Genomic DNA, 23,914 nt, shown 5'->3' with positions numbered 1-23,914 from the left:
AAAAAGATCTGAATCTAAAAACAAAATAATTGGAAGTGGAAAATTGAGCTGTCCATTGCTCAAAGGATGTAGTGCAACATCATAACGTAGTTGAAGCGTTTTGATATTAGCAAAGTAAATCAAATCTTTAATTTATGTTTTGTAGGTTTTCAACGACCTTTTGTTGGTCGAAATAAAAAACCCTGCTTAGCGCAGGGTTTTTTAAACCTTAAAATCTAAATCTTAAAATGTAAGATTATTTAGATTCTTCAGCTTTTGGTTTTTCACGTAAACGGATACCAAGGTCACGCAATTGGTTTGCTTCAACTGGCGCAGGCGCTTGAGTTAAAGGACATTCCGCAGTCTTAGTTTTCGGGAATGCAATCACGTCACGGATAGAAGATGCACCAGTCATCAACATCACTAAACGGTCAAGACCGAATGCCAAACCACCGTGAGGAGGCGCACCGAATTTCAACGCGTTAAGCAAGAAGCTGAATTTCTCTTCTGCTTCTTCTTCAGAAATACCAAGCGCTTCAAAGATCGCTTTTTGCATTTCAAGGTTGAAGATACGAAGTGAACCACCACCGATTTCAGTACCGTTCAATACCATATCGTAAGCAACAGAAAGTGCAGCACCTGGGTTGTTCTTCACTTCTTCAACGCTTGATTTTGGCAGCGTGAATGGGTGGTGAACAGACGTCCATTTACCGTCATCAGTTTCTTCGAACATTGGGAAGTCAACAACCCAAAGTGGCGCCCACTCGCAAGTTGCAAGTTTCATGTCGTGACCGACTTTGATACGTAAAGCACCCATCGCATCGTTTACGATTTTCGCTTTGTCCGCACCAAAGAATACGATATCGCCATTTTCAGCGCCAACACGTTTCAATAGATCAAGCACGATAGGCTCGATAAATTTAACGATTGGAGATTGAAGACCTTCAATACCTTTTTCAAGTTCGTTGACTTTAATGTAAGCCAAACCTTTCGCGCCATAAATGCCAACGAATTTAGTGTATTCGTCGATTTGGCTACGTGGAAGCGCGCCAGCACCTGGTACGCGAAGCGCAACAATACGGCCTTTAGGATCTTTTGCAGGACCTGCGAATACTTTGAACTCAACGTCTTGCATCATGTCTGCAACATCAACAAGTTTCAAAGGAATACGTAAGTCAGGTTTATCAGATGCATAGTCACGCATTGCGTCTGCATAAGTCATACGTGGGAACTTGTCGAACTGAACGTTTAGAAGTTCTTTGAACATCTTAACCGTTAAACGTTCCATTAAATCCATGATGTCATCGTCACTCATGAACGATGTTTCAACGTCGATTTGTGTGAATTCAGGTTGACGGTCAGCACGTAAGTCTTCATCACGGAAACATTTAGCAATTTGGTAGTAACGATCGATACCGCCAACCATTAACAACTGTTTGAACAATTGTGGAGATTGTGGAAGTGCGTAGAAGCTACCGTTAGAAACACGACTTGGTACTAAATAGTCACGCGCACCTTCAGGAGTCGCACGAGTCAAAATCGGTGTTTCCACGTCTAAGAAACCATTTTCTTCGAAGTAGTTACGAATTAGGTTAGTCAATTTAGAACGGAAACGTAAACGATCTAACATTTCTGGACGACGAATATCGAGGAAACGATATTTCAAACGTACTTCTTCAGAAATATTGGTATTTTCGTCATTCAATGGGAATGGAGGAGTTTCAGACGCAGCAAGAACTTCAATTTCTTTGCCTAAAACTTCGATTTGACCACTCACGATATTCGCGTTTTCAGTACCTTCGTAACGACGACGTACACGGCCTGTAATTTTTAATACGAATTCTGAACGTGATTTATCAGCAGTCGCGAAAGCTTCAGGAGTATCAGGGTCAATCACTACTTGAACAAGGCCATCACGGTCGCGCATGTCAAGGAAGATTACACCACCGTGGTCACGGCGACGGTGAACCCAACCGCATAATGTAACGGTTTGGTCGATTTGGGCTTCAGTAAGTGAGCCGCAGTAATGAGTTCGCATCATAGCGTTAGAAATCCAACTATATGGGTTAAGGTCAGCGAATACGTAAACAGCGTACCGCTTTTATTCGAATAGGGGATTATGCCTCTTTTTGGCTGTTTTGTCACAAGGACTTATTGCTAAAACAGCCAAATTTACAGCAAATTTTTGCTCAATGAAGGGCTTAAGCCGATGACGTAGAAAAAATGTTAGTGCTCTTGCTTAAGATCAGAAATATCAGACTACCAAGGCTAAACGTGGCCAAAAATGCACGAAAAAAATAATTAATGGCTTTGCCGACATAGGCATACAGGTCATGCACAAAGGCATCTGAGTAAATACTGTCAGCAAAATAAAAATAACTTGCGATTCCCGCAGCTAGAGACAGGGCCGCTAAACCATATACATAGACTTTGATGGTTGTGGGGACGTTTACAGTACTTCGATAGTGAAGATGATGACGATAAATCATCCATGCCAAAACGGGGAGTGCCAAGCCAGATAATCCAATTTGCAACACGCGATGTAGGGGATATGAATGACCAAAAAATTGAATCGGTAGACTCAATAGATCCTTAAATGCAAAGGTACGAAAGTCAACATGGGTCAAGCCATCCCAAACAATATGCGTCGATGTTCCAACGATGAGTGCGAGGATAAGGCTGAGTATAAATCCGCAAAATTTATTGAAATTCTGTAGATTCAGTGGCTTATTTAAACCAAAAAAAGCAAATAACATCGGGCGATAGAGCACATACCACAGCACACAAAACAGCAAACCTAGGATTAAGTTTGGAAAAATTAACCCCGACCATTGATGGGATCCATTGTAGTCAGCATTAGTAAATAAACGGAATAAATCCGGCACCATGCTACCAATTGCGAGTGCTGCAATAGGCAGGCGGTTTCCGCTTAATTTGGAAATAGGCGGTGCTAGTACAGCATGGGATATGGTAAAAGGCATTGAACTAAAATAAATATATGAATAAATACAATGTGGTATAGGTGAGTGTATATGATTTGGGCAGATTAGAATGTTTTTTATTGCAAAATAAATGAAATGTTATATTATAACATTATTCAAAAATAGCCTGATTTGAGTCTCTCCAAATGTCTTTTCATAAGAATTTAATCACAATCTCAATTTTTGCAGTGATTGCACCCAATATTTATGCTGATGATCAGCAACAACAGGTACAAAAGCTCGAAACCATTAATGTTCAGGTCCATCCCTTAAACCAAAGTGCGGCAGATTTTGCTGTTGCCGATAATGTCATTCAACATAAAGCCCTTGCACAAGGTGGCGTCACAATTGGTGATGCGTTAGCCGGACAGCCGGGTGTATATTCAAATCAGTTTGGTGCAGGTTCAAGTCGTCCTGTGCTGCGTGGTCAAGATGGTCCTCGTGTCAAAGTCTTAGGACATGCCTCAGAGACTGCTGATGTTTCGACCTTATCTCCTGACCATGCGGTTGCGGTAGATCCGATTTTGGCAAAACAAATTGAAGTGATCCGTGGGCCATCAACACTGTTATACGCGGCAGGCACAGTCGGCGGTTTGGTTAATGTGACGGATCAAAAGATTCCTACCTCTATTCCTGATAAAGGTTATGAAGGGCAAGTTGGGGTTCGTTATAACTCAGGCAGTGATGAAAAATTGGCGAGTGCCGGTGTGACGGCTGCTTTAGGTGAGCAATTTGCCATCCGTGTAGAAGGTTCGAAACGCAAAGCCAATGACTATATTGCACCCAATTATTTCCATGACCATGAGGGTGAGTTAGAAAAAGAACGTCGTGTCGGCAACACCTTTGCAGAAGGGCAAAATGTCAGTGTAGGTGCGTCATGGATTCATGATCGAGGTTTTGCTGGACTTTCTTATAGCAACCGTCAAGACCAATATGGCTTGCCGGGACATAGTCATGAATATGAAAGCTGCCATCCACATGATGACCATTTGCATTGTGACGGGCATGATAATCATGATCACAGCGATGAGCATGATCATTCAGCCCATGACGACCACGATCATGACCATGATGCTGCTGGTCCGTGGGTCGATTTAAAGTCAGAACGCTATGATTTCCGTACCGAACTTGCGAATCCGTTTGCGGGCTTCCAAAAAATCCGTGCACATGCAAGTTATACCGATTATCAACATGATGAAATTGAAGGTGATACAGCGGCAACGACCTTTAAAAGTCAGGGCTATGATGGTCGTTTAGAGTTGGTGCATAACCCGATTGCGGATTGGGAAGGGGTGATAGGCGCACAATACAATCAGCAAAAGCTCAATATCAGTGGCGAAGAGTCATTGATCAACCCAAATAAAACCCAAAAATGGAGTGTATTTGGTTTAGAACATAAACAATTTGGTGATTTTCATGTCGAGCTGGGCGCCCGTGTCGATCAGCAGAAAATTCAGATCGATTCTGCACAAAAAGATTATGACGATTATGGTATTTCCTACTCAGGTGCTGTGAACTGGGCGTTTGCACCCAATTATAAATTATCCTTGGTGGGTTCTCATCAAGAGCGTTTGCCATTGGCGCAAGAGCTCTATGCAGATGGTAAGCATTTTGCGACCAATACCTATGAACGCGGAAATGAAAATCTAGATGTTGAAAAATCTAATAATCTAGAATTAGGTTTCCATTATGAAAAAGATCAGTTGGATTATCACGTTCATGTGTACCACAACTGGTATGACAACTACATTTATGCTGCAACCAAAGATAATTTTGAAAACTTCCGCTTAGTTGATTACACCCAAGACAAAGCCAAGTTCTATGGCGCGGAAGCTCAAGTGGGTTATGCCATTAATGATATGTATAAACTCAGTGTCTTTGGTGATTATGTACGCGGCAAAATTGATGGTGAAAATGCGCCACGTGTGCCTGCAGGGCGCTTAGGAACCAAGGTCGATGTTGACTTTGCCGATGGTTGGTCAGGTCTTGCAGAATATTCACATGTATTCAAACAAGACAAAATCACTGCATTTGAGCGTGAAACAGATGGCTACAATATGGTGAATTTGGGTGTGGCCTATAGTGGTCAATTGAAAGATCAAAATGATTATCGAGTCTATTTCAAAGCCAATAATTTATTGGATGAAGATGTTTACTCTCATACGTCATTCCTTGCCAATATTCCACAAGTCGGTCGTAATTTTACGGTTGGTCTTGAATTTGGTTTCTAATTGAATTTGCACAGACTTCTCTAAGTAAGTCTAGGTAAAGTCACAGAAATCCTCTTGAAAAATCAATGAATAAAACCTAGTCTGAGCGCATTAGACTAGGTTTTTTCTTATGCGCATCATTCAACGAATACATCACAAGCTCAATTGGTCACGTCGTCGCTATGTGGGTGTGGTCATTGGTTTATTGGTTTTAGGTTATTTGGCCTCGGCAACCTATCACACGCTAAAGCCACTCCCAGAAGGGTTGAACTACACAGGAAAACTTCGCCATGCTGAAGTGAACTTTTTAGTGGATGAAACCTATATCGATGCGCAAGGAAAGCAGCAACAGGAACATCGCATTTTTAAAGAAATGCTGAAAATGATTGAGGAAGCACAGTCGACCATTGTGTTGGATATGTTTCTCTTTAATCCGCAAGTTGGCGACTCTCAATTAAAACATGAACAATTAACACAGGAGTTGACCGATGCGCTGATTTTGAAGCGTCGTCTATCTCCTCAAGTGGAAATTTTTGTGATTACTGACCCAGTCAATTCGGTATATGGCGGCATTCAACCCGAACATTATCGTCAATTACGACAAGGGGGCATTGAGTTGATCGAAACCAATTTGGTACCGCTTCGTGCATCCAACCCAGCATGGTCAGGCTTTTGGTATATCTGCTGTCAAGATATTGGCAATAACCCACAAAAAGGTTGGTTACCGAATCCATTAGGTACGGAAAAAGTGACGATTCGCAGCTATATGGATCTTTTCAACTTTAAAGCCAATCATCGTAAAACCTTGGTGGTAGATACCGTTGAAGGTTGGAAAGGTTTAGTCACCTCTATGAATCCACATGATGGTAGCTCACGACATTCCAATGTGGCCTTAACCGTCAAAGGCATGACCGCGATTGATCTGTTAAAGACCGAGCAAGCCGTAGGCATGATGTCCAAAGCCAATATTCCATTTGTGGTGATTAAGGATGTTGAAGCCGCGAAAACTGAGCCTCAAGTACAGGTGCTGACTGAAAAAGCCATTTATGATGGCGTATTAGATATGATTAATACGGCACAAAAAGCGGGTACAGAAATTGATATTGCGATGTTCTACTTGTCAGAACGTAAAATTATCAAGGCACTCATTGCTGCGCATGAACGTGGCGTGAAAGTGCGTGTATTACTCGATCCGAATAAGGATGCTTTTGGACGTACCAAAAATGGCATTCCAAATCGACCTGTAGCATCCGAATTACATGAGGCGGGTATTGATGTACGTTGGTGTAATACCCAAGGTGAGCAGTGCCATAGCAAGATGATTTTAAAACGTACTGCTTATCAAGCCGATATGATTTTAGGTTCTGCCAATTTCACGGCGCGTAACTTGAAAAATTATAATTTAGAAACTGATTTACGAGTGATCGGTGTGAAAGATGCTCAAGTTTTTAAAGATGTATCACAGTACTTTAATACTGCTTGGTCAAATCTGGATGGTAAACAAATGAGTGTCGATTATAGTAAATATGCGGATGAATCGACCTTGAAATATGTGTTGTATCGCTTTATGGAATGGAGCGGAATATCTACTTTTTAGAATTGTCTTAATCTCCCAAATCCCTCTTTTAAAAAGAGGGACTTTCCTCTCTTTTTTAAAGGGAGGTTAGGAGGGATTTAATCAGTTTTAATTCTTCGGTACAGGATTCGGCGGAACGATTTGATCTAAATCTTTATCCGTCATTTGATCCAATTCTTTAATATCGGTTTTGATTTTCCATTTATCGGCATCATCTACTGGTTGTGGCAAACGAGCTTCTAACCAGTCACAGATGACATCTGGTGGAAAATCGACGTGGTTACATTGAATCACCCAAGACAAGAATTGTTTTGCTTCGCCATTCATATATGGTGGCGGAGAAACCGGTAAAAATTGAGTCGGTAAGCGTTCATTTTTAGAAATATAGTTCAATACATGGCCCAATTCTTGAACAGTTTGCCATGCTAAAGGGTGATCTACATTAATTTGAAATTTAAACCACCACGCATTTTTGCCATCGGTGCCGTAGGAGTCGATTAAGGCTTCTTGGATACTTGGTACTTTCGAAAAAAATTGATGAAGTCGGTCAAAACTTAATTCAGACACAGCGTTTGATCCACTACGAAATAAAATCAATCTTAGCATAATCCAATCAAAAACAGGCTAGCATGAAGGTGCGATCAGCTTGGTCGGAAAATTAACAAATTCTTGCATTTGATGGATTTTTATTCATTTTTTCTCCTAAAATGGGTTTTATACTTAATCTATATACCGTGAAGGAAAGCTCGAGTGAAAGCAACATTATTCTATGCAATGGCAGGTGTGATGCTGATCAGTGCTTCGGCCAGTACTTTTGCGGAAAACAAATGGGCAAACTACCAAGGTGTGGATACATCAAAACCACAACACCGCCCACCGTCGATGAATCGGCCTGGTTATCCCCAACATGGTCAAAGCTATCCACAGCATGCTCCCAATTACCCGCAGCATTACCCGAACTATCCTCATCGCCCTCAATATCCCAATTATCCAAACCGTCCATATCCACCACAGGTGCAAAATGGCATAAGTATTCAATATCAAGCACCGACTACGATTATCCAAAATTCACAAAGTTATAGCTGGGTAAATGGTGATCCTGCCAGCGCTAGTATTTCGAGTTCGACCTATACGTTTATCAGTGATTGGCAGCGTTTAGGTTTACCTGCACCCCCAAGTGGCATGTACTGGATCTTTGAAAATGGTCGCTATGTATTGGTGCCTAATCGATAAGGTTTATAACCTCTCTCTTGCGTAGTAGTGCTACTCGTCTCCTAAAAGGAGAAGGAACGAATTAGTGTTTAAGCCAATTCATCATCTTGCGGACGTGGGGTTTTTCCTTCAGGTAATGGCTTCTCGGAATGCTTATCTCGAATAACCGAAGGGTAAGTCCAAGAGGCAAAGCGCACAATCAAAATGGCCACAGCTAAAATTAGAATCGAACCTGTAGTAATGACCAAGCCCATATCTGCTTTATGGTCGTGTTGAATGTCCGAAATCAGTAAACGGGTCAGGGCAGTAATAGCAATATAAATCAGGAAGCGAACAGGCATGTGGTTGGTTTTAAAATAAATACCAACCATGGCACCGAGTTCGAGGTAAATAAACAATAATAAAATATCGTCAATCGTGGCGAATTGTTTAACTGTAATAATTTCAAAAATGGTATGACCCGCAGACCATAAGATCATACAGCCGATGACAAACAGCGCAAGATAATGAAAACCTTCCACAGCAAGGTTGCCAAATCGGTCGAGGAGGGCTTCGATTTTTTCTACTTTAGGATCACGGTGTGTCATATATATTCCTCCTGTGTAAATTGCGTGAATATTCAATCAAGAACAAGTCATTAAATACCAAGCAAATTTCATGCACATGAAGCGCATATGACAAAAATATTTTTTAGGTTTAATAAAGTTTTTAATGTTAAGTTTGAGCTTAAATTTTGTCCTATAAGAATGAAGCGACGATGTATCAACCAACGCATTTTAAACATGATGAACTCCCTGATCTGATTGATCTTATGCGTAAGTATGCTTTGGCGACAGTAATACTGACTGCACCCAATGGTGAGTTGGAAGTGAATCATTTACCACTAGAATATGACGCTGAGTCAGGCGAATTAGGTGTATTACGCGGTCATATTGCTAAGGCCAATCCAATGTTTGAAATATTGAATCAGTCAGCACATGTCTATGTTATTTTTCAGGCTGAAGATGCTTATATTTCGCCAAGCTGGTATGAAGGAAAACAGGAGCATCATCGCGTTGTACCGACATGGAATTACCGCGTGGTACATGTCAAAGGCAAGATACGTAAAATTGCAGATGAAAAATATTTACGAGGAATTCTGGCTCGTTTGACGCGTCAACATGAAGCTAGCCAACCCGTGCCATGGAAAATGGGCGACGCGCCTCATGATTTTATCGCGGAACAACTGGAAAAAATTATAGCGATTGAAATCGAAATAGACTCAATTTTGGGTAAGTTTAAAGTGAGTCAAAATCGCAGCGTTGTAGATGCAATGAATGTGGCAAAAGCTTTGGAAATGTCGAATGCTGAAATGGTTGAGTCGATCAAAAAATTTTATCCCATGAAATAACAGGCTAAAGAATCATGCCCAATATGATTGAAACTGAACGTTTATGCCTGAGAAAGTATCAGTTAGGAGATGAAATTTCATTATTTGATACATATTTTTCGAATATAGAAGCAACTCGTTATCTGCAGCGGTTGCCACATTTAACGATTCAACAGACTAAGAGTGTTTTAGAAAAGTGGGCAGATTATTATTGGTCGATACACAATCCTGATTTTGCATGGGTGATTAGTGATAAGAATACGCATTTAGCGATGGGCTTATTGTATTTCTTCAATCAAGAAAACCATGGAGAAATACATTTTGGGTTAGGGGTGAATTTTCATAGTTGTGGTTATATGACTGAGGCTTTAATTGGAGGAATTAAGTATTTAAAGCAGAATCATGTCACGAAGGTTGTTTCATCTTTTTGTGCTGAGGAACATCTAGCATCACAAAATGTCTTAATGAAGGCAGGATTTAAACAAGATAAAGATACAACGCATTGGGCTACATTTCCAATGCTAGACGATCAGCTCCATTCTTGTTTTACATATCGAATGGAATTAGGAGATTATGAATAAGTAAATATGCTTATGATTTTTTGAAAAAGTTGCACTCAGTGTTTATGTAATAAGAGCAGTAAAATAAAAAAATGCCCGATAAATCGGGCATTTTTGATTTTGTACGGCTAATTAAGCTTGGTTGGTAAAGTAATCTTCAGAGAAGTTCATGATCACTTCAGAACCTGCTTTCACTTTAGCAATGCGTAAAGCCAATTCAGGCAAAATACGCTGCGTGAAGTAAAGAGTCAGTGCAAGTTTGTTTTGGTAGAACTCGCCATCTTTGTCTTTTGCTGCATCTGCAATGCGGGCAAACATATAGGCAAAGCTGAGTAGGCCTACAGCATGTAGGTAATCAACTGCTGCTGAGTTCGGGAACTCAATGTTTTCACAAGCAGCTTCGAGTACATATTGAGTCACTGCTTCAACTTCAGCTGCTGCATCTAATGTTGCATCTTTAATGTAGTTCAAGCTGGCATCTAAGTTGTTGGTAAAATCACGGATTTCTTGGATATATTCAGCAATGAATTCACCATTGCACTTAATGGTTTTACGACCAATTAAGTCTTGAGATTGAACGCCGTTGGTCCCTTCGTAAATCTGTGCGATACGCAGGTCACGAATACATTGTTCCATACCCCATTCACGAATAAAGCCGTGACCACCGAAGACCATTTGGGCATCTAGCGTTGCTTGGAAAGCTGTATCAGTTAAATACGCTTTCGCAATCGGTGTTAATAGCGCAACACGGTTATTGGCTGCTTTGACTGCTTCTGGGTCAGTAGAGAACTTGGTAATGTCTAATTGTTGACCGACATAAACCGCAAATGCACGAGACGCTTCATTGTTGGCACGTGCGTTCAGCAACATACGACGTACATCACCATGAACTAAGATGCTGTCTGCAGGTTTTGCAGGCGATTGAACGCCAGAAGCGCTACGGCCTTGTAAACGATCAGTCGCATATTGCGCTGCATTTTGATAAGCAAATTCAGAAGCACCTAGGCCTTGAATACCCATAGACAGACGTTCGTAGTTCATCATGACGAACATCGCTGCAAGGCCTTCATTTTCTTTACCAACCAGGTAGCCTTTCGCGCCATCAAAGTTCATCACACATGTAGCAGACGCTTTGATCCCCATTTTATGTTCAATAGAACCAGGGCCTACAGCATTACGCTCACCCAATGAACCATCTGCATTCACCAAGAATTTAGGTACGATGAATAGTGAAATTCCGCGTGATCCCGCAGGCGCATCAGGCGTTTTCGCTAAAACTAAGTGGATGATATTTTCAGAAAGGTCGTGGTCACCGCCAGTGATGAAGATTTTCGTACCTGTAATGTTATAAGTACCGTCTTCATTACGTTCAGCTTTAGTTTTGATAATACCTAAATCTGTACCTGCATGCGGTTCAGTTAAGCACATTGTGCCGGACCATTCGCCTGTATACATTTTTGGCAAATAAGTTTCTTTTTGCTCTTGTGATGCATAGCTGTTTAATGCCATGCCTGCACCTACAGAAAGAAGCGGGTAGAGCATGAATGATGGGTTGGTTGCAAACAGCATTTCGTCAGACAGAACAGTCAGCATTTTTGGCATGCCTTGACCGCCCCATTCTTCATCTGCGCCTAGACCAATCCAGCCGCCTTCTGCATATTGTTTAAATGCTTCTTTGAAACCAGCAGGAGTCGTGACATTGCCATTGCTATAGGTTGCGCCTTCTTCATCACCTGTGCGGTTTAAAGGATGAGTGACGTTTTGCGCAAATTTTGCCATTTCTTCAAGAATGGCTTCTGCAGTTGCAGCATCAACGTGAGCAAGATTTTCGTTGTTTTGCCAGAATTGTTCTGCTTTAAAAACATCATTTAAGATGAATTTCATATCTGCAAGCGGCGCATTATAAATTGGCATGTTCGTTCACCTGTTTATTGTTTGAATCTATGGACTTGGGGCAATTTGTATCAACACAAAGCGTGGAGAAAATTGACCAAAGTAAAATTATGGGATTATTTATAAAGAAAAAGGACTGCCAATGCTATGACCGTCCTTTCTCTATTTCTGCACTCAAGAGTACAATTTTTTGAATATGTTTTAGATATTCACATTAGAATGCAAAGTGTTCTGCATCCAATGCCATAAGAGGATCTAGGCCACCTGCAATCACTTCTACATGAGAGCGAACGCGTGGTAAGATTTTCTTGAAGTAGAAGCGAGCAGTCGTTACTTTTGCATTGTAGAAATCAACATCTGTTGTTCCTGCAGCTAAAGTTTCTTGTGCAACTAGCGCCATGCGAGCCCATAAATAAGCAAGCGTCACATAACCAGAGAAGTAGAGGTAATCGACTGCAGCAGCACCCACTTCTTCAGGGTTTTGCATTGCTTTCATACCAATCTGCATGGTTAAGTCGCCCCATTCTTTGTTTAGCGCAGCAAGCGGCTCAACAAATTCTTTCATGGCAGCGTTGTCTTTGTTAGCTTCAACAAATTTATGGATGATCTTGGTGAAGTCTTTCAACATTGCACCTTGAGTACCCAATACTTTACGGCCTAACAAGTCAATTGCTTGAATTTCAGTCGTACCTTCGTACAAGCAAGAGATACGTGTATCACGTACAATTTGTTCCATACCGTGTTCTGAAATGAAGCCGTGGCCACCAAATACTTGAACACCGTGTTTTGCAGATTCAGAACCTGTTTCAGTCAAGAATGCTTTAGCAATTGGAGTTAATAATGACAAGATATTGTCAGAGAACTTACGTTCTTCTTCAGTTGCACCTTGTTCCACGATATCGGCATGGAAAGACAATAAGTAAACCAGAGCACGACCAGCTTCAGCAAATGATTTTTGCGTAAGCAGCATGTTGCGTACTGCAGGGTGAACGATAATTGGATCTGCTTCTTTTTCAGGTGCTTTAGGGCCTGAAAGTGAACGCATTGCCAAACGGTCTTTTGCGTAAGCAAGTGCACCTTGGAAAGCGCCTTCAGAAGCTGAAAGACCTTGTACAGCAGTACCGATACGTGCAGTGTTCATGAATGTGAACATGCAGTTTAGACCGCGGTTTTCAGGGCCAATCAAGAAGCCTTTTGCGTTATCAAAGTTGATGACACAAGTCGCGTTACCATGGATACCCATTTTGTGTTCAATCGAACCACAACGTACCGCATTGCGCTCACCAATTGAGCCATCAGCATTTACATTGAATTTAGGTACGATGAATAATGAAATACCTTTCGTGCCTTTTGGTGCACCTGGAAGACGAGCAAGTACGATATGGATGATGTTTTCAGCCATGTCGTGTTCACCAGCAGAGATAAAGATTTTCTCGCCAGAAATTGCATAGCTACCGTCTGCTTGTGGTTCAGCTTTAGAGCGGATAATACCTAAGTCAGAACCTGCATGAGATTCTGTTAAGCACATCGTACCAGTCCATTCACCTGAAACAAGTTTAGGAAGGTAAGTGTCTTTTTGCTCTTGAGAACCGTGATGTTCTAATGTACGGACAGCACCATGAGATAGACCAGGGTACATACCCCATGCCCAGTTCGAAGTACCCACCATTTCTGAAATGATGTTGCCTAAAGAAACCGGTAAGCCTTGACCGCCGTATTGTTCTTCAGCAGATAAAGATGGGAAACCGAGTTCGATATATTTTTGATACGCTTCTTTAAAACCAGTTGGTGTTGTTACAACGCCATCATTCCAAGTACAACCTTCACGGTCGCCGACTTGGTTAAGAGGAGAAAGTTCATTTTCACAGAAGTCAGCAGCAGCTTCTAGATATTGGTCAACCAACTCACGGCTTACGGTGTCTGAAAATGCAGGCAGTTGTGCATAGTGATCTTCTGCTTTTAAAAGTTCATGCAGAACAAATTGCATATCACGTAAGGGCGCTTTGTATTGTGGCATATCGTTTTCCTCAATACTGGTTTCTACCAGCGTTAGTAATCCTAAATAAACATTTGAACGTGTCTTCAATGACACGTATTGGAATGGTTCTAATCGTGCAACATCTTCTTATTGGGTACAAGCATTTCAGGGCGATTTGTTGGTGACTGTAAAGTCAAAGAAATATCCCTTGAAAATGCTAAGTGCATTGAGTGTAAACACTTTTGGCTGAAAATGAATGACACAAATAGTCAAAAAGCGTAAAAAGATATGTCCAATAAAAAAGGCACTCCTGGGAGTGCCTTTTTTTACGCAATGATATTGCGATCTAAGTTTGGATTATTTTACTGGTGCTGGCGTCGGGGCAACAGGAGCTTTAGGTTGGAAGCGAACTTCACATTTACCATTGATTTGCTGTTCGCCAACTTTAATGGCAACCGCGCTACCATCAGTCTTACCTTGGCATGCTTTCATAATCGCTTGTTGCTTCGCTTGGCGTTCAGCTAAACGTTGATCAAACTGTTTAGTCAGTTCTGCACGTTTTGCATCAGTCAGTGGCTCACCGCGTTGCATCTGACCACGCATGTCGCCACGCATTGGTTTGTGTTCACCACGTGCTTTTTTCATGTCTTGACGGTCTGCTTTGAACACCATGGTACATGTACCATCAATATTTTTATCGCCAGCTTTTACTTGAACTGTTGAACCTGTAGCCTTGCCATTACAAGCTTTTTGCATATCAGCAAACACTTGACGTTGCTCGGCACGCATTTGTTTAAAATGTTCACGTTGCTCAGGTGACATACGACGATCGTGATCACCATGATGTTGTTTCATCATACGGCCATGATCGTTATCTTTTGGTGCGGTTGTCGATTGACAGGCAGTGAGTGCACCCATGCTCAATACGCTTGCACCGATTAAAGCCATTTTGGTCATTTGTTTCATAGTCTTTACCCCACCAGATTAGATATTTTTCCGATGGTTAAAGATTAAATAATAAAGATGTAGAAACAATGGAGAGTTTTTTAGTTGCGTGTTCGCTACAATAATGAATATAGAAGAAAAATGAGAGTTCTCTTTTGAAAATACGTCGTATCCCGATTGCCCTACGCTTGTTTCTGACTGTGCTGTTGACGACGCTCGTCATCACAACGGTAAGTCTTGGCGTTTTGCATTGGAATATGCAGCGTAATTTCACCAAATATGTGGCCGATGTCGAGATGCAAAAGCTTGACCATGTCATTGAAAATTTAGCCGATGTGTATACGGTTTATCATGATTGGGGGAATGCGATTCAGGCGCAGATTTTGCAGATTGAAGGGCAGGCTGCGCCAGATGACTATGATCGTCTCTCTCGGTGGTGGCTGCGTCGTCAATATGACATTGCATTGCAGCAGCGCTATTTCCAAGATCATAGTTTGAATGCAGCATCGATGTTGGCGACACCGCAGCAAACGGCAGAACAAAAAACTGAAGAGTTGAAATGGCTGGAACAAAACTTACCGTCTGAGTTTCAACCCTTTGAAGGTTTAAAATTTCCTTTAAGTGCGAATCAAAATGTGTTCCGCCCCAAAGAGTCGAATGCGGATGAAAAAGATAAAGATGCCGGTCAATCCTCTCAAAACAATACCAACAATGGTGGTAAAAAACAGTTTATTCAAATGCCTGACCGCTTGGGCTTGAGTTCACGTTTATCTTTATATGATGCACAGCGCCAATTTGTGGTGGGTGAGCCGACAGATGAACAGATTTCTTATCGTCCGATTATGGTAAATAATCAAATCGTGGGGTATTTGGGGCTCAAACCTGTACTCGAGCAAGATGATGCGATCAGTATTAACTTCTTTAGTAAGCAAAAACGTTATTTATTATTGGTTTATGTGCTTAGTTTTATTGCGAGTTTAATTGCTGCACTGTTATTGGCGACCTACTTTAAAAAACCGATTCAGCGTTTGTTAATGGGGACACGTGAGTTAACCAAGGGCAATTATCAACATCAAGTCGCGGTGAACCGTAATGATGAACTCGGCGATTTATCAAATGAATTGAACCAGTTGGCCGTGATTCTCGATCAGCATGAAACGTCACGTCGTCAATGGGTTGCCGATACTTCACATGAATTAAAAACGCCATTGGCGGTGTTGCAGGCTCAAATTGAGGCGATGCAGGACGGTATTCGTAAGCCAACGCCAGAGCATTTTGCTTCGATGCTTAATCAAGTGAGTAGTTTGAAAAAATTGACCAAAGATTTGGCAGATTTGGCACAAGCCGATGCACAACAACTGAATTGTTATTTGACCACGCTCAATCCTTGGGATGTAGTGATCCAAGAGGTTGAAAGCTTTAAGCCGAAGTTTGAGCAAGCAGATTTGAAAATTACCGCAATGGGCGAAGGGACTTCATTACAATTAGATATAGACCGTTTTAAACAGATTATGGTCAACTTATTGGGTAACAGTATTCGTTATACGGAAGCTGGTGGTGAAGTGCATGTTCATACTGAGCAAGATGAAACCCAGTGGACCGTGTATGTTGATGACAGCCCATTTGGTTTAACTGATGAACAGTTGGCACGTTTAGGTGAGCGTTTCTATCGTGTGGATGATTCACGTACGCGTGCAACTGGTGGTACAGGATTAGGATTGGCGTTATCCGTAAAAATAGCTAGAGCATTGGGTGGAGAGTTGAGTTTTGATCATTCTCCATTGGGCGGTTTGCGTTGCAAATTGACATTTCCCAAACAGATGAAATATTAAAAGGAAGCATGCATGAAACATATCATGTTGGTTGAAGATGAAGTGGAACTTGCACAGCTAGTGCGTGATTATCTAGAGGCTGCAGGCTTTGAAGTCAGCATGTTTCATGATGGGCAAGAAGCCTATGACAGCTTCACACAACGTAAACCGAGTCTGATGATTTTAGACCTGATGGTGCCTCGTATGGATGGCTTAACCATTTGCCGTAAAGTCCGTGAGCAGTCTGATTTGCCGATTATTATGGTGACTGCACGCACTGAAGAAATTGACCGTGTATTGGGGCTTAATATGGGTGCTGACGATTATGTCTGCAAACCGTTTAGTCCGAAAGAATTGGTGGCACGTGTGCAAGCGGTATTACGTCGTTTAGAACGTAAAGCAGAACCCGAAGTCAATGATTTATTCCGTATGGACAAAGCACAGCAGCGCATTTGGTATCAACAAAAAGCGTTGAGCTTAACGCCAACAGAGTTTCGTTTACTAGAGTTGTTTTTAGAGCATGTAGGGCAGGTGTATTCACGTGCGCAGTTACTGGATCATATCAATCCAGACAGTTTTGAAGTGGCTGACCGTGTGATTGACAGCCACATTAAAAACCTGCGCCGTAAAATTTCGGATGCTGCTGAAACTGGCAACCGCCATGAGTGGATTCAAGCTGTGTATGGCGTCGGCTACCGTTTTGAATATCCAGAGGATTAAAACATAGATGGTAAATTCTAAAAGACAGGCTTTGGCCTGTTTTTTTGTACATACCTAGCTAAATTAATTTTAAAAACAAGAAAAACAAAGCAATAAAAACATAAAATGTGAAATTTGCGCATTTAGTGGAAATTGGGTATTATTTTGCTTGAATATTGACCAGTATGTTTGGGCTGGCAGAGTTCAATGTAGAGATAACAATTTTAAAAATGGAAAATTAGAGGGCAGAACAGATGAAAAATAGCGCTTTTGTAAAAATAATAATGGTCACGGGTGTCTTGGGTTTAACGGCATGTGGCGGTAGTGATCGTGACGAGACAGGGAGTGTACCGCCAGAGGCAGTTGCCGATGCTATGGTTCAAAAAAGCGTAGAAGAGCTGACTTTATTAGATGTGAATAATCTTGCTTTAAATGCTGCATCGATTCAGATTTTAACTGATGAAGAATGGCAAAAAGTACAAGCAGGCAGTCTGAAAATAGCAACGAATACAATTATAGCAGATGATTCTGAACAGTTATTTCCACCGATCAACAGTTTACCGACAGCGACTCATTTTAAAGGTCAAAGTTACCTTGCTAATGCTCAAGGCATCGTTAAGCTGCCTAAATTGGCTGCAGGCACATATTATGTTTTGGTCACTAAAAATGGACAGTCTGCAGTTTCGGCATTCTTGATCCATCCTAAAAATACCAATAAAAGCATTGTGTTGAATGTGGTTCTCAACTGCTTAGACCAAGACTGTCAGACACTAAGTGATGCACCAGTCAATGATGCAGTGGTCGGAACATTCTCTGGTCAAGTGATTTTTAAAGGGAAACCTTTGGCGAATGCGCAAGTGTCATTGTCTGGCGGTACAGCGACCAATGGCGCATTTGTTAGTGCTTTGACTGATGCCAATGGATATTTCACGCTTTCATTTAATGTGAGCAATGATCTGCTTGAAGCATTGAAAAATGCCACGCTCACCATTAACGGTGCAGGAATTAATACTATTACGAAAAAAGTTACGGTCATTGCTTCTTCTGCATCGGGCTATCAATTTGAAGTGCTACCTGAAACAGTGTCTGCAGATGCAGTTTGGCGTGAAACTTTTGAAGCGGATTCTGCTACTCGCAATGCATGGACAAGGTCGCAGCCAAGTGTGGCCAATGTTGATTGGCAGTTGCTAAACAAAGGTCACAACATCCGTAATAATCAAGTGAATCAGCGTGTACGCTTAGCGCCGAATGACCAAAGTCAAGGCAAGGTGCCTGAGCCACTGCAAGGTAATACGGCATATTGGTATGGCGACAAAGTAAATGGCAACTTTATTGGTGCTTTAAGTGATTCATCTACGGCTCCAGAGTTTGATGGCGGCACCTCGCAGTATGACAATAGGGGTGAATTGATTTCACCTGCCATTAATCTAAGCCAGTATCAGGCGCCTTTGAGTTTAAGCTTTAAAACATGGTGGGAAATTGAGTCGGTCAATCCAAATAATCAGGGATTCGATTTGATGAATATTTTAGTTTCTACCGACGGCGGCAATAGCTTCAAGACTTTGGCTCGATTAAACCCGCTGGCAGATCCATCCTCGGCATATGAGCGCGCGCCGATTCCATACAGTAATTTAGGCTTTAACCTTGCACCGGCTGCTGTTCAGCAAGAAGCGATCTCATTAGATGAATATGCAGGCAAGACCAATGTTCAACTGAAATTCCAATTCAGAACGGTCGATGGACTTTATAACGGCTTCAGAGGTTGGATGATTGATGATGTGGTGATTCAGAAAAAAGCCGGTACTTTCCCATTATTTGATGGTGCGAGTTTTGATGAAAATTCAGATAGTTTCTCTCAGGACTATAGTGGCGTCGCTGCAAAACAAGCGGACACTGTGCTGAAAAGCACGAAGAGTTATGCACGGTGGGCTGAAGTTCCACAGCGTAAATAACGATTTACATGGTGGTGCAGTATGAATGGTTAGAATAGGTTTAGACGTACTGTATTCACTATCAATCATCCATCAAGTGAAGTGAATGCTAAAAAGCAGCTCTCTATTGAGGGCTGTTTATATTTAAAGGGACAATATATTCAGCCACTTAAGTATGCTGGCAGCTAAATTTTCTGGCTGTTCTAATAGAACCATATGGCCTATATTGTCCATCCTATCAAGTTGACTATGTGCTATAGATTGATGCAGCTCACGCACTGTATTCCATAATGATTCATACAGAAATGATTTGCGAATATTTGGCTGCAAAGAGCTGCACAGGCTACAATCCACTTTTTTATAAGATGAGAACATGTTGTGAGCAGCGAAATGCCTCAATTGCAGCGCCGATTAAAGAACCGTCATATTCAGCTGATTGCAATGGGTGGCGCAATCGGGACAGGGCTATTTTTAGGCTCTGCGCATATTATTGAGTCGGCTGGACCATCGATAATTCTGGGCTATTTGATTGGTGGTTTGATTGCTTTTCTGATTATGCGCCAGTTGGGCGAGATGATTGTACAAGAGCCAGTCACAGGTTCATTCAGTCATTTTGCTTTTAAGTATTGGGGCAAGTTTGCGGGCTTTTTAACGGGCTGGAACTACTGGATTCTGTATATTTTAGTAGTGATGACCGAGCTGACCGCGATAGGCAAATATGTCAATTACTGGTGGCCGCATGTGCCTGCTTGGGTTTCAGTTTTGGTGTTTTTTGCTGTGATTACGCTAGCCAATTTAGCCAATGTCAAACTGTATGCAGAATCTGAATTTTGGCTGTCGATGATTAAAGTTGTGGCGATTGTTGCCATGATTATTTTTGGTATATATCTGCTACTTACAGCAGGCGCAGACTCTACCGCTTCGATTAGTAATTTATGGGTACATGGCGGCTTCTTCCCGCACGGTTTTGAAGGCTTATTCTACATGCTAGCCTTTATGATGTTTGCTTTTGGCGGCATTGAACTGATCAGCATGGCGGCGGCTGAAACTGAAAATCCTGATCAAAATATCCCGAAAGCGGTGAATCAGACCGTGATCCGCGTGTTCTTATTTTATATATGTTCCTTGGCAGTACTGCTGTCGCTGGTGCCGTGGAATCAGTTGAAACTTGGCGGTTTGGATCATAGTCCTTTTGTGATGATTTTTAATCAGATGGGGATTGATTGGGCGGCACATTTGCTGAACTTTATTATTTTGACTGCATCCGTTTCGGTCTGTAATAGCGGCATGTATGCCAATAGCCGCATGCTGCTGGGCTTGGCAGAACAAGGCAATGCGCCAAAAGCATTTAAGCAGGTGAATAAACACGGTACGCCGATTGCTGCAGTTTTATTTTCTGCTTTGCTGATTTTTGGCTGTGTGCTGCTGAATTATTTCTTACCTGAAAAAGCATTGAGTTATTTGATTTATATCGTGGTGAGCGCTGCGGTGCTGAATTGGATGCTGATCAGCTTGATTCACCTGAAGTTTAGAAAAGTGATGCAGCAGCAGGGTATACAAACCAAGTTTCCTGCTTTATTTGCGCCGTTCACTAATTACGTTGTATTAGCATTCATGCTGATGATTTTGTACATCATGTGGAATCAGGGTTTTATGCTTTCGGTGCTGATGCAGCCCGTATGGATTTTACTGCTGTATGTGCTGTTTAAAGTGATGCAAGCAAAGAAAGTTTAATGCAGTAAAGGCTTAGGGACGAGCCTTTTGGAATGAGAAAAGCCTTTGTTCACTGCCACTAAAGAATGATTTTGAAAAGTTCTAACAAAATAAGTAAATTGAGTGAATATTTATGTAAAGACCGCTCTAGTGCACTGAATTCTAGGGTGTCTTTTTATAAGTTTATGATTTTTATTGTATTGTTATTCCTAAGTAGAAATGTCCTACCTTAAAACCAAATAGAAATGTCCTATACAGGCATTTCCAAGTCAAGCACAGGATTCAATTGCGTTGTTGAATTGCTGTTTTCTGTGCACGTCTACGTGGCATGGATTGAGAACGACTCCGTTTGTTTTGCTGTTCTAATTCTTCATGCTGTTGTTGAATATGCGCTAGTACAGAACCCAAACGTTTATTCTCAACGATCTCTCGCTGGTTGAGCTGACTTAATTTATCGAAGATACTGTAATTGATTTTTCTACCTTGGTGTTCAATGGCTACCGTACCATCCGGGTATTCCAGAAACTCAATATACTTGCCGATCAATCTTTGATTTTCTTCTGTTTTTTTCAGGATATATACGCATTTATCATATGTAATCGTCAGGCTGTTTGTAACTTTGCGAGGTTCACGCCAGGTAAAAATATCATTTAACTCGTCAGCGGTTTCACTGACAGTCCGGTGTAGATCCTTGGGATTAATGGCCATCTTGGCAAATTTACGATTAAATTGCTCAATAAAGCAGGGCAACCATGCATTGGCTTGCTCAATCGAACTAATGCCTTCCAGACGCATTTCTTTAATCAGACGGTCTTGAAGCGTTCTATTGGCTCGTTCTACACGGCCTTTAGCTTGTGGTGAGTTGGCGAAGATGATATCGATATTGAGGGTACTGAGCACACGTCCAAATTGCGTGATCTTGGTGTCTTTATTGCTGCTTTGATTCACCCTGAAGACTGAATGTTTGTCGCTGTAAAATGCTAAAGGCTTACCGTGCTGTTCGACATATAAGCGTGTTGAAATCATATAGTCAAAGGCTGATTCTGATTCACAGAAGCGTAAATGCTGTAATTTTCCTGTGGCATCATCGATAAATACCAGTAGGCAGCACTTGGCAGAACGGCCTTCAAACCAGTCATGATATGAGCCATCAATCTGGATCAGTTCACCGACGCAATCTCGGTTATAACGAGGCTGATACGGTCGTTTCAGACGCTTGGCGCGAGGAATCCATAAATTAGCTGCAATCATCCAAGAACGTAGTGTTTCCACTGAAATATCAAATCCATGAACAGTGGTGAGCTTTTCATGCGCTAAAGTGGGTCCAAAACCGTGGAATTGCTCAGCAACAAGATTGAGGCACTTGAGCCTGATTTCTTCAGGAAGCCTGGAGTTGCTGGTTTGGCCACGTGCAGCATGTGCTAATGCAGCTGGGCCTTGAGCTTTATATTTCTGCAGTAATCGTCTGATTTGACGTTCTGAGATATGAAGTAGCTGAGCAGCCTGAGGTTGAGTTATGCGTTGATCGCAGATTTCTTGCAAGACCGACAATCGTTTAAGTTCTTTATCCGACATAGACACCAACATATCAAACCGTCCGCTAAGGAAATTGCAAAAGCGCATATTCTAAAAGCGGACATTTTTACTTTGGAGAAACCGGACATTTCTATTTTGGGCTTACACAAATTATTTCGTATAACGTGTATTATGTTAATTTTAGGTAAATTTAAAAATAACAATACATTTTGGAAGTTGATTATATGGAAGTAACACTAGATCAAATAAGATCAGTATTTGAGGTCGTGCTTCAAAATCGAATGACACGAGAAGAAGCAAGTGTCTGGGCTTTTTCAGTAATATCAGCATCAGATACTAATTCATTGACTCTAATACCGAATGAAAAAAGAAATAAGGTATGGAATGGCGTGCTGTATCTTGGTGGAATAGATTTAATGGGAAATCCAGATGAATATCTTTTCACTGAAGAGGATATTATTATCGCAATGACTGAAAAATTATAATGAATGAACTGTCAACTTAACATAATGGCGCTTACAGGACTCAGTCTTTAGAATTTAACCTTGAGTCGTTCATGGTTATAATATTAAAAATCACCATTAAATTGGATATCATTTCAATGATTACATACCTGTACAGCTACGTAATTCGATACCCTTTTCATAGTGAAATTAGAATTGATGTAAAGACGATAAGTTGGGAAGATTTAGTAACATTAATTAATAAAGTTTTTTTTCAGGGAGGAGAGATCAATATTGTTAAGGCTGATACACAATATAATGAAGAATTTTCTGCACTTACATATCATGATTTAGATAATTATAGCCTTGTTTGTGATAAAAGATATGGCTATTTATTAGGCTGTAGTATCTCTGAAAATCAGGAATACCCAGAAGGGGCTTACCTTAGTTTAATTAATAAAAATGAAATAAAGTCTAAAAAAGTATATATCTTTGCACCGTTTGAAGATGAATGGGAGGCGCAATATATTAATCAGGATATAAAAATTGCTTTAAAAATATTTAAAGAAATTTACGAAAATGGATACCTCTCAACTGACTCTAAAAAATTATTTAGAGAGAATTGTAGTACTTCTTATTCCTCCATTTAACATAAGGCGATTATACGAAATTCTCAAAATTAACCTGATCGTAAGAGAAGTGTTATCTAAACACTTCTCAGCAATTCAATCCTCTGCCGTTGTCCCTTATTTAACTTCGATACAACCAATTCATAAGAATTCAGCACCAAATCCTGCAGCAGTTCTTCTTCTAATTCTTCATCTGTAAAAACAGAAATCCAATGCTGCTTATTCATATGCCAGCCCGCACGAATAAAAGGATAAATATCCTTCAGCATCGTGCCATTATCAGGCAGCACTTTTAAATTGATGGCTGCTTTGCCATCCAAATGAAAACTCAGCATAAAAACCTTATCCATCACCTTAAACACATCACAGCCTTCACCAAAAGGCTGGCTGCACGTGGTTTCAGGCAGGGCTAAGGCCGTTTTTGCGGCTACAGCGTGTAATGCAATCAT

19 protein-coding genes and 1 pseudogene are annotated in these 23,914 nt (G+C 41.2%); 11 read left to right on the top strand and 9 right to left on the bottom strand.

Annotated elements, in window-relative coordinates:
* Positions 1 to 235: 235 nt before the first annotated feature.
* Positions 236 to 2,020, bottom strand: a complete 1,785-nt coding sequence (aspS, locus tag FTU16_RS11260) for an aspartate--tRNA ligase (RefSeq protein WP_180114450.1) — start codon at positions 2,018 to 2,020, stop codon at positions 236 to 238.
* 160 nt (positions 2,021 to 2,180) lie between these two features.
* Complete coding sequence (locus tag FTU16_RS11255; protein WP_180163267.1) at positions 2,181 to 2,960, bottom strand: DUF4184 family protein; 780 nt, start codon at positions 2,958 to 2,960, stop codon at positions 2,181 to 2,183.
* Between the two features lie 146 nt (positions 2,961 to 3,106).
* On the opposite strand from FTU16_RS11255, the gene znuD reads away from it, so the two are divergent.
* Positions 3,107 to 5,191 (top strand): zinc piracy TonB-dependent receptor ZnuD, encoded by a 2,085-nt coding sequence (znuD, locus tag FTU16_RS11250; protein ID WP_180163266.1) that lies wholly within the window; start codon positions 3,107 to 3,109, stop codon positions 5,189 to 5,191.
* A 109-nt stretch (positions 5,192 to 5,300) separates the two neighbouring features.
* Positions 5,301 to 6,767 (top strand): phospholipase D family protein, encoded by a 1,467-nt coding sequence (locus FTU16_RS11245; RefSeq protein ID WP_111885364.1) that lies wholly within the window; start codon positions 5,301 to 5,303, stop codon positions 6,765 to 6,767.
* 87 nt (positions 6,768 to 6,854) lie between these two features.
* On the opposite strand, the gene FTU16_RS11240 is transcribed toward FTU16_RS11245, so the two are convergent.
* Positions 6,855 to 7,313 carry a hypothetical protein gene (locus FTU16_RS11240; RefSeq protein ID WP_180163265.1) on the bottom strand — a complete coding sequence of 153 codons (459 nt, stop codon included), beginning with the start codon at positions 7,311 to 7,313 and terminating at the stop codon, positions 6,855 to 6,857.
* A 183-nt stretch (positions 7,314 to 7,496) separates the two neighbouring features.
* Here FTU16_RS11240 and FTU16_RS11235 point away from each other — a divergent pair, with 183 nt between their 5' ends.
* Complete coding sequence (locus FTU16_RS11235) at positions 7,497 to 7,979, top strand: RcnB family protein (protein WP_373683898.1); 483 nt, start codon at positions 7,497 to 7,499, stop codon at positions 7,977 to 7,979.
* A gap of 68 nt (positions 7,980 to 8,047) precedes the next feature.
* Here the strand turns inward: FTU16_RS11235 and FTU16_RS11230 are convergent, their stop codons facing one another.
* The gene (locus FTU16_RS11230) at positions 8,048 to 8,545 is read right to left on the bottom strand and encodes a phosphate-starvation-inducible protein PsiE (RefSeq protein WP_168378754.1); all 498 of its coding nucleotides are present in this window, start codon (positions 8,543 to 8,545) and stop codon (positions 8,048 to 8,050) included.
* A gap of 170 nt (positions 8,546 to 8,715) precedes the next feature.
* Between FTU16_RS11230 and FTU16_RS11225 the strand changes: the two genes are divergently transcribed.
* Together FTU16_RS11225 and FTU16_RS11220 are read left to right on the top strand one after the other, a co-directional pair.
* Positions 8,716 to 9,348: an FMN-binding negative transcriptional regulator gene (locus FTU16_RS11225; RefSeq protein ID WP_180050050.1), complete on the top strand. Its 633-nt coding sequence runs from the start codon at positions 8,716 to 8,718 to the stop codon at positions 9,346 to 9,348.
* Positions 9,349 to 9,362: 14 nt separating this feature from the next.
* Positions 9,363 to 9,908 (top strand): GNAT family N-acetyltransferase, encoded by a 546-nt coding sequence (locus FTU16_RS11220; protein ID WP_180163264.1) that lies wholly within the window; start codon positions 9,363 to 9,365, stop codon positions 9,906 to 9,908.
* A 111-nt stretch (positions 9,909 to 10,019) separates the two neighbouring features.
* Here the strand turns inward: FTU16_RS11220 and FTU16_RS11215 are convergent, their stop codons facing one another.
* From FTU16_RS11215 to FTU16_RS11205, 3 genes are all read right to left on the bottom strand, one after another.
* The gene (locus FTU16_RS11215; protein ID WP_180163263.1) at positions 10,020 to 11,801 is read right to left on the bottom strand and encodes an acyl-CoA dehydrogenase C-terminal domain-containing protein; all 1,782 of its coding nucleotides are present in this window, start codon (positions 11,799 to 11,801) and stop codon (positions 10,020 to 10,022) included.
* A 193-nt stretch (positions 11,802 to 11,994) separates the two neighbouring features.
* Positions 11,995 to 13,797 (bottom strand): acyl-CoA dehydrogenase C-terminal domain-containing protein, encoded by a 1,803-nt coding sequence (locus FTU16_RS11210; protein WP_078194152.1) that lies wholly within the window; start codon positions 13,795 to 13,797, stop codon positions 11,995 to 11,997.
* A 318-nt stretch (positions 13,798 to 14,115) separates the two neighbouring features.
* Positions 14,116 to 14,724, bottom strand: coding sequence for a hypothetical protein (locus tag FTU16_RS11205; RefSeq protein WP_180163262.1), 609 nt, complete (start codon positions 14,722 to 14,724; stop codon positions 14,116 to 14,118).
* A gap of 134 nt (positions 14,725 to 14,858) precedes the next feature.
* On the opposite strand from FTU16_RS11205, the gene baeS reads away from it, so the two are divergent.
* From baeS to FTU16_RS11185, 4 genes are all read left to right on the top strand, one after another.
* Positions 14,859 to 16,535, top strand: a complete 1,677-nt coding sequence (gene baeS, locus FTU16_RS11200) for a sensor histidine kinase efflux regulator BaeS (protein ID WP_180160324.1) — start codon at positions 14,859 to 14,861, stop codon at positions 16,533 to 16,535.
* A gap of 12 nt (positions 16,536 to 16,547) precedes the next feature.
* Positions 16,548 to 17,234, top strand: a complete 687-nt coding sequence (locus tag FTU16_RS11195; RefSeq protein ID WP_078191240.1) for a response regulator — start codon at positions 16,548 to 16,550, stop codon at positions 17,232 to 17,234.
* 233 nt (positions 17,235 to 17,467) lie between these two features.
* Positions 17,468 to 19,165, top strand: coding sequence for a carboxypeptidase regulatory-like domain-containing protein (locus FTU16_RS11190; RefSeq protein ID WP_180163261.1), 1,698 nt, complete (start codon positions 17,468 to 17,470; stop codon positions 19,163 to 19,165).
* Positions 19,166 to 19,522: 357 nt separating this feature from the next.
* Entirely contained in the window at positions 19,523 to 20,878 is a 1,356-nt protein-coding gene (locus FTU16_RS11185) for an amino acid permease (RefSeq protein ID WP_180163260.1), read from the top strand.
* 229 nt (positions 20,879 to 21,107) lie between these two features.
* Here FTU16_RS11185 and FTU16_RS11180 read toward each other — a convergent pair.
* Positions 21,108 to 22,432 (bottom strand): annotated as a pseudogene (locus tag FTU16_RS11180) (ISNCY family transposase).
* A 185-nt stretch (positions 22,433 to 22,617) separates the two neighbouring features.
* On the opposite strand from FTU16_RS11180, the gene FTU16_RS11175 reads away from it, so the two are divergent.
* Positions 22,618 to 22,878, top strand: coding sequence for a hypothetical protein (locus FTU16_RS11175; protein WP_180163259.1), 261 nt, complete (start codon positions 22,618 to 22,620; stop codon positions 22,876 to 22,878).
* A gap of 116 nt (positions 22,879 to 22,994) precedes the next feature.
* Complete coding sequence (locus FTU16_RS11170; RefSeq protein ID WP_180163306.1) at positions 22,995 to 23,486, top strand: hypothetical protein; 492 nt, start codon at positions 22,995 to 22,997, stop codon at positions 23,484 to 23,486.
* 56 nt (positions 23,487 to 23,542) lie between these two features.
* On the opposite strand, the gene FTU16_RS11165 is transcribed toward FTU16_RS11170, so the two are convergent.
* Entirely contained in the window at positions 23,543 to 23,914 is a 372-nt protein-coding gene (locus tag FTU16_RS11165) for an MmcQ/YjbR family DNA-binding protein (RefSeq protein ID WP_218955640.1), read from the bottom strand.

It is taken from the genome of Acinetobacter sp. YH12069, assembly GCF_013419675.1.
GTDB lineage: Bacteria > Pseudomonadota > Gammaproteobacteria > Pseudomonadales > Moraxellaceae > Acinetobacter > Acinetobacter amyesii.
Note: the sequence above shows the minus strand (reverse complement) of the source record. Positions and strands in the feature narration are given on the sequence as shown.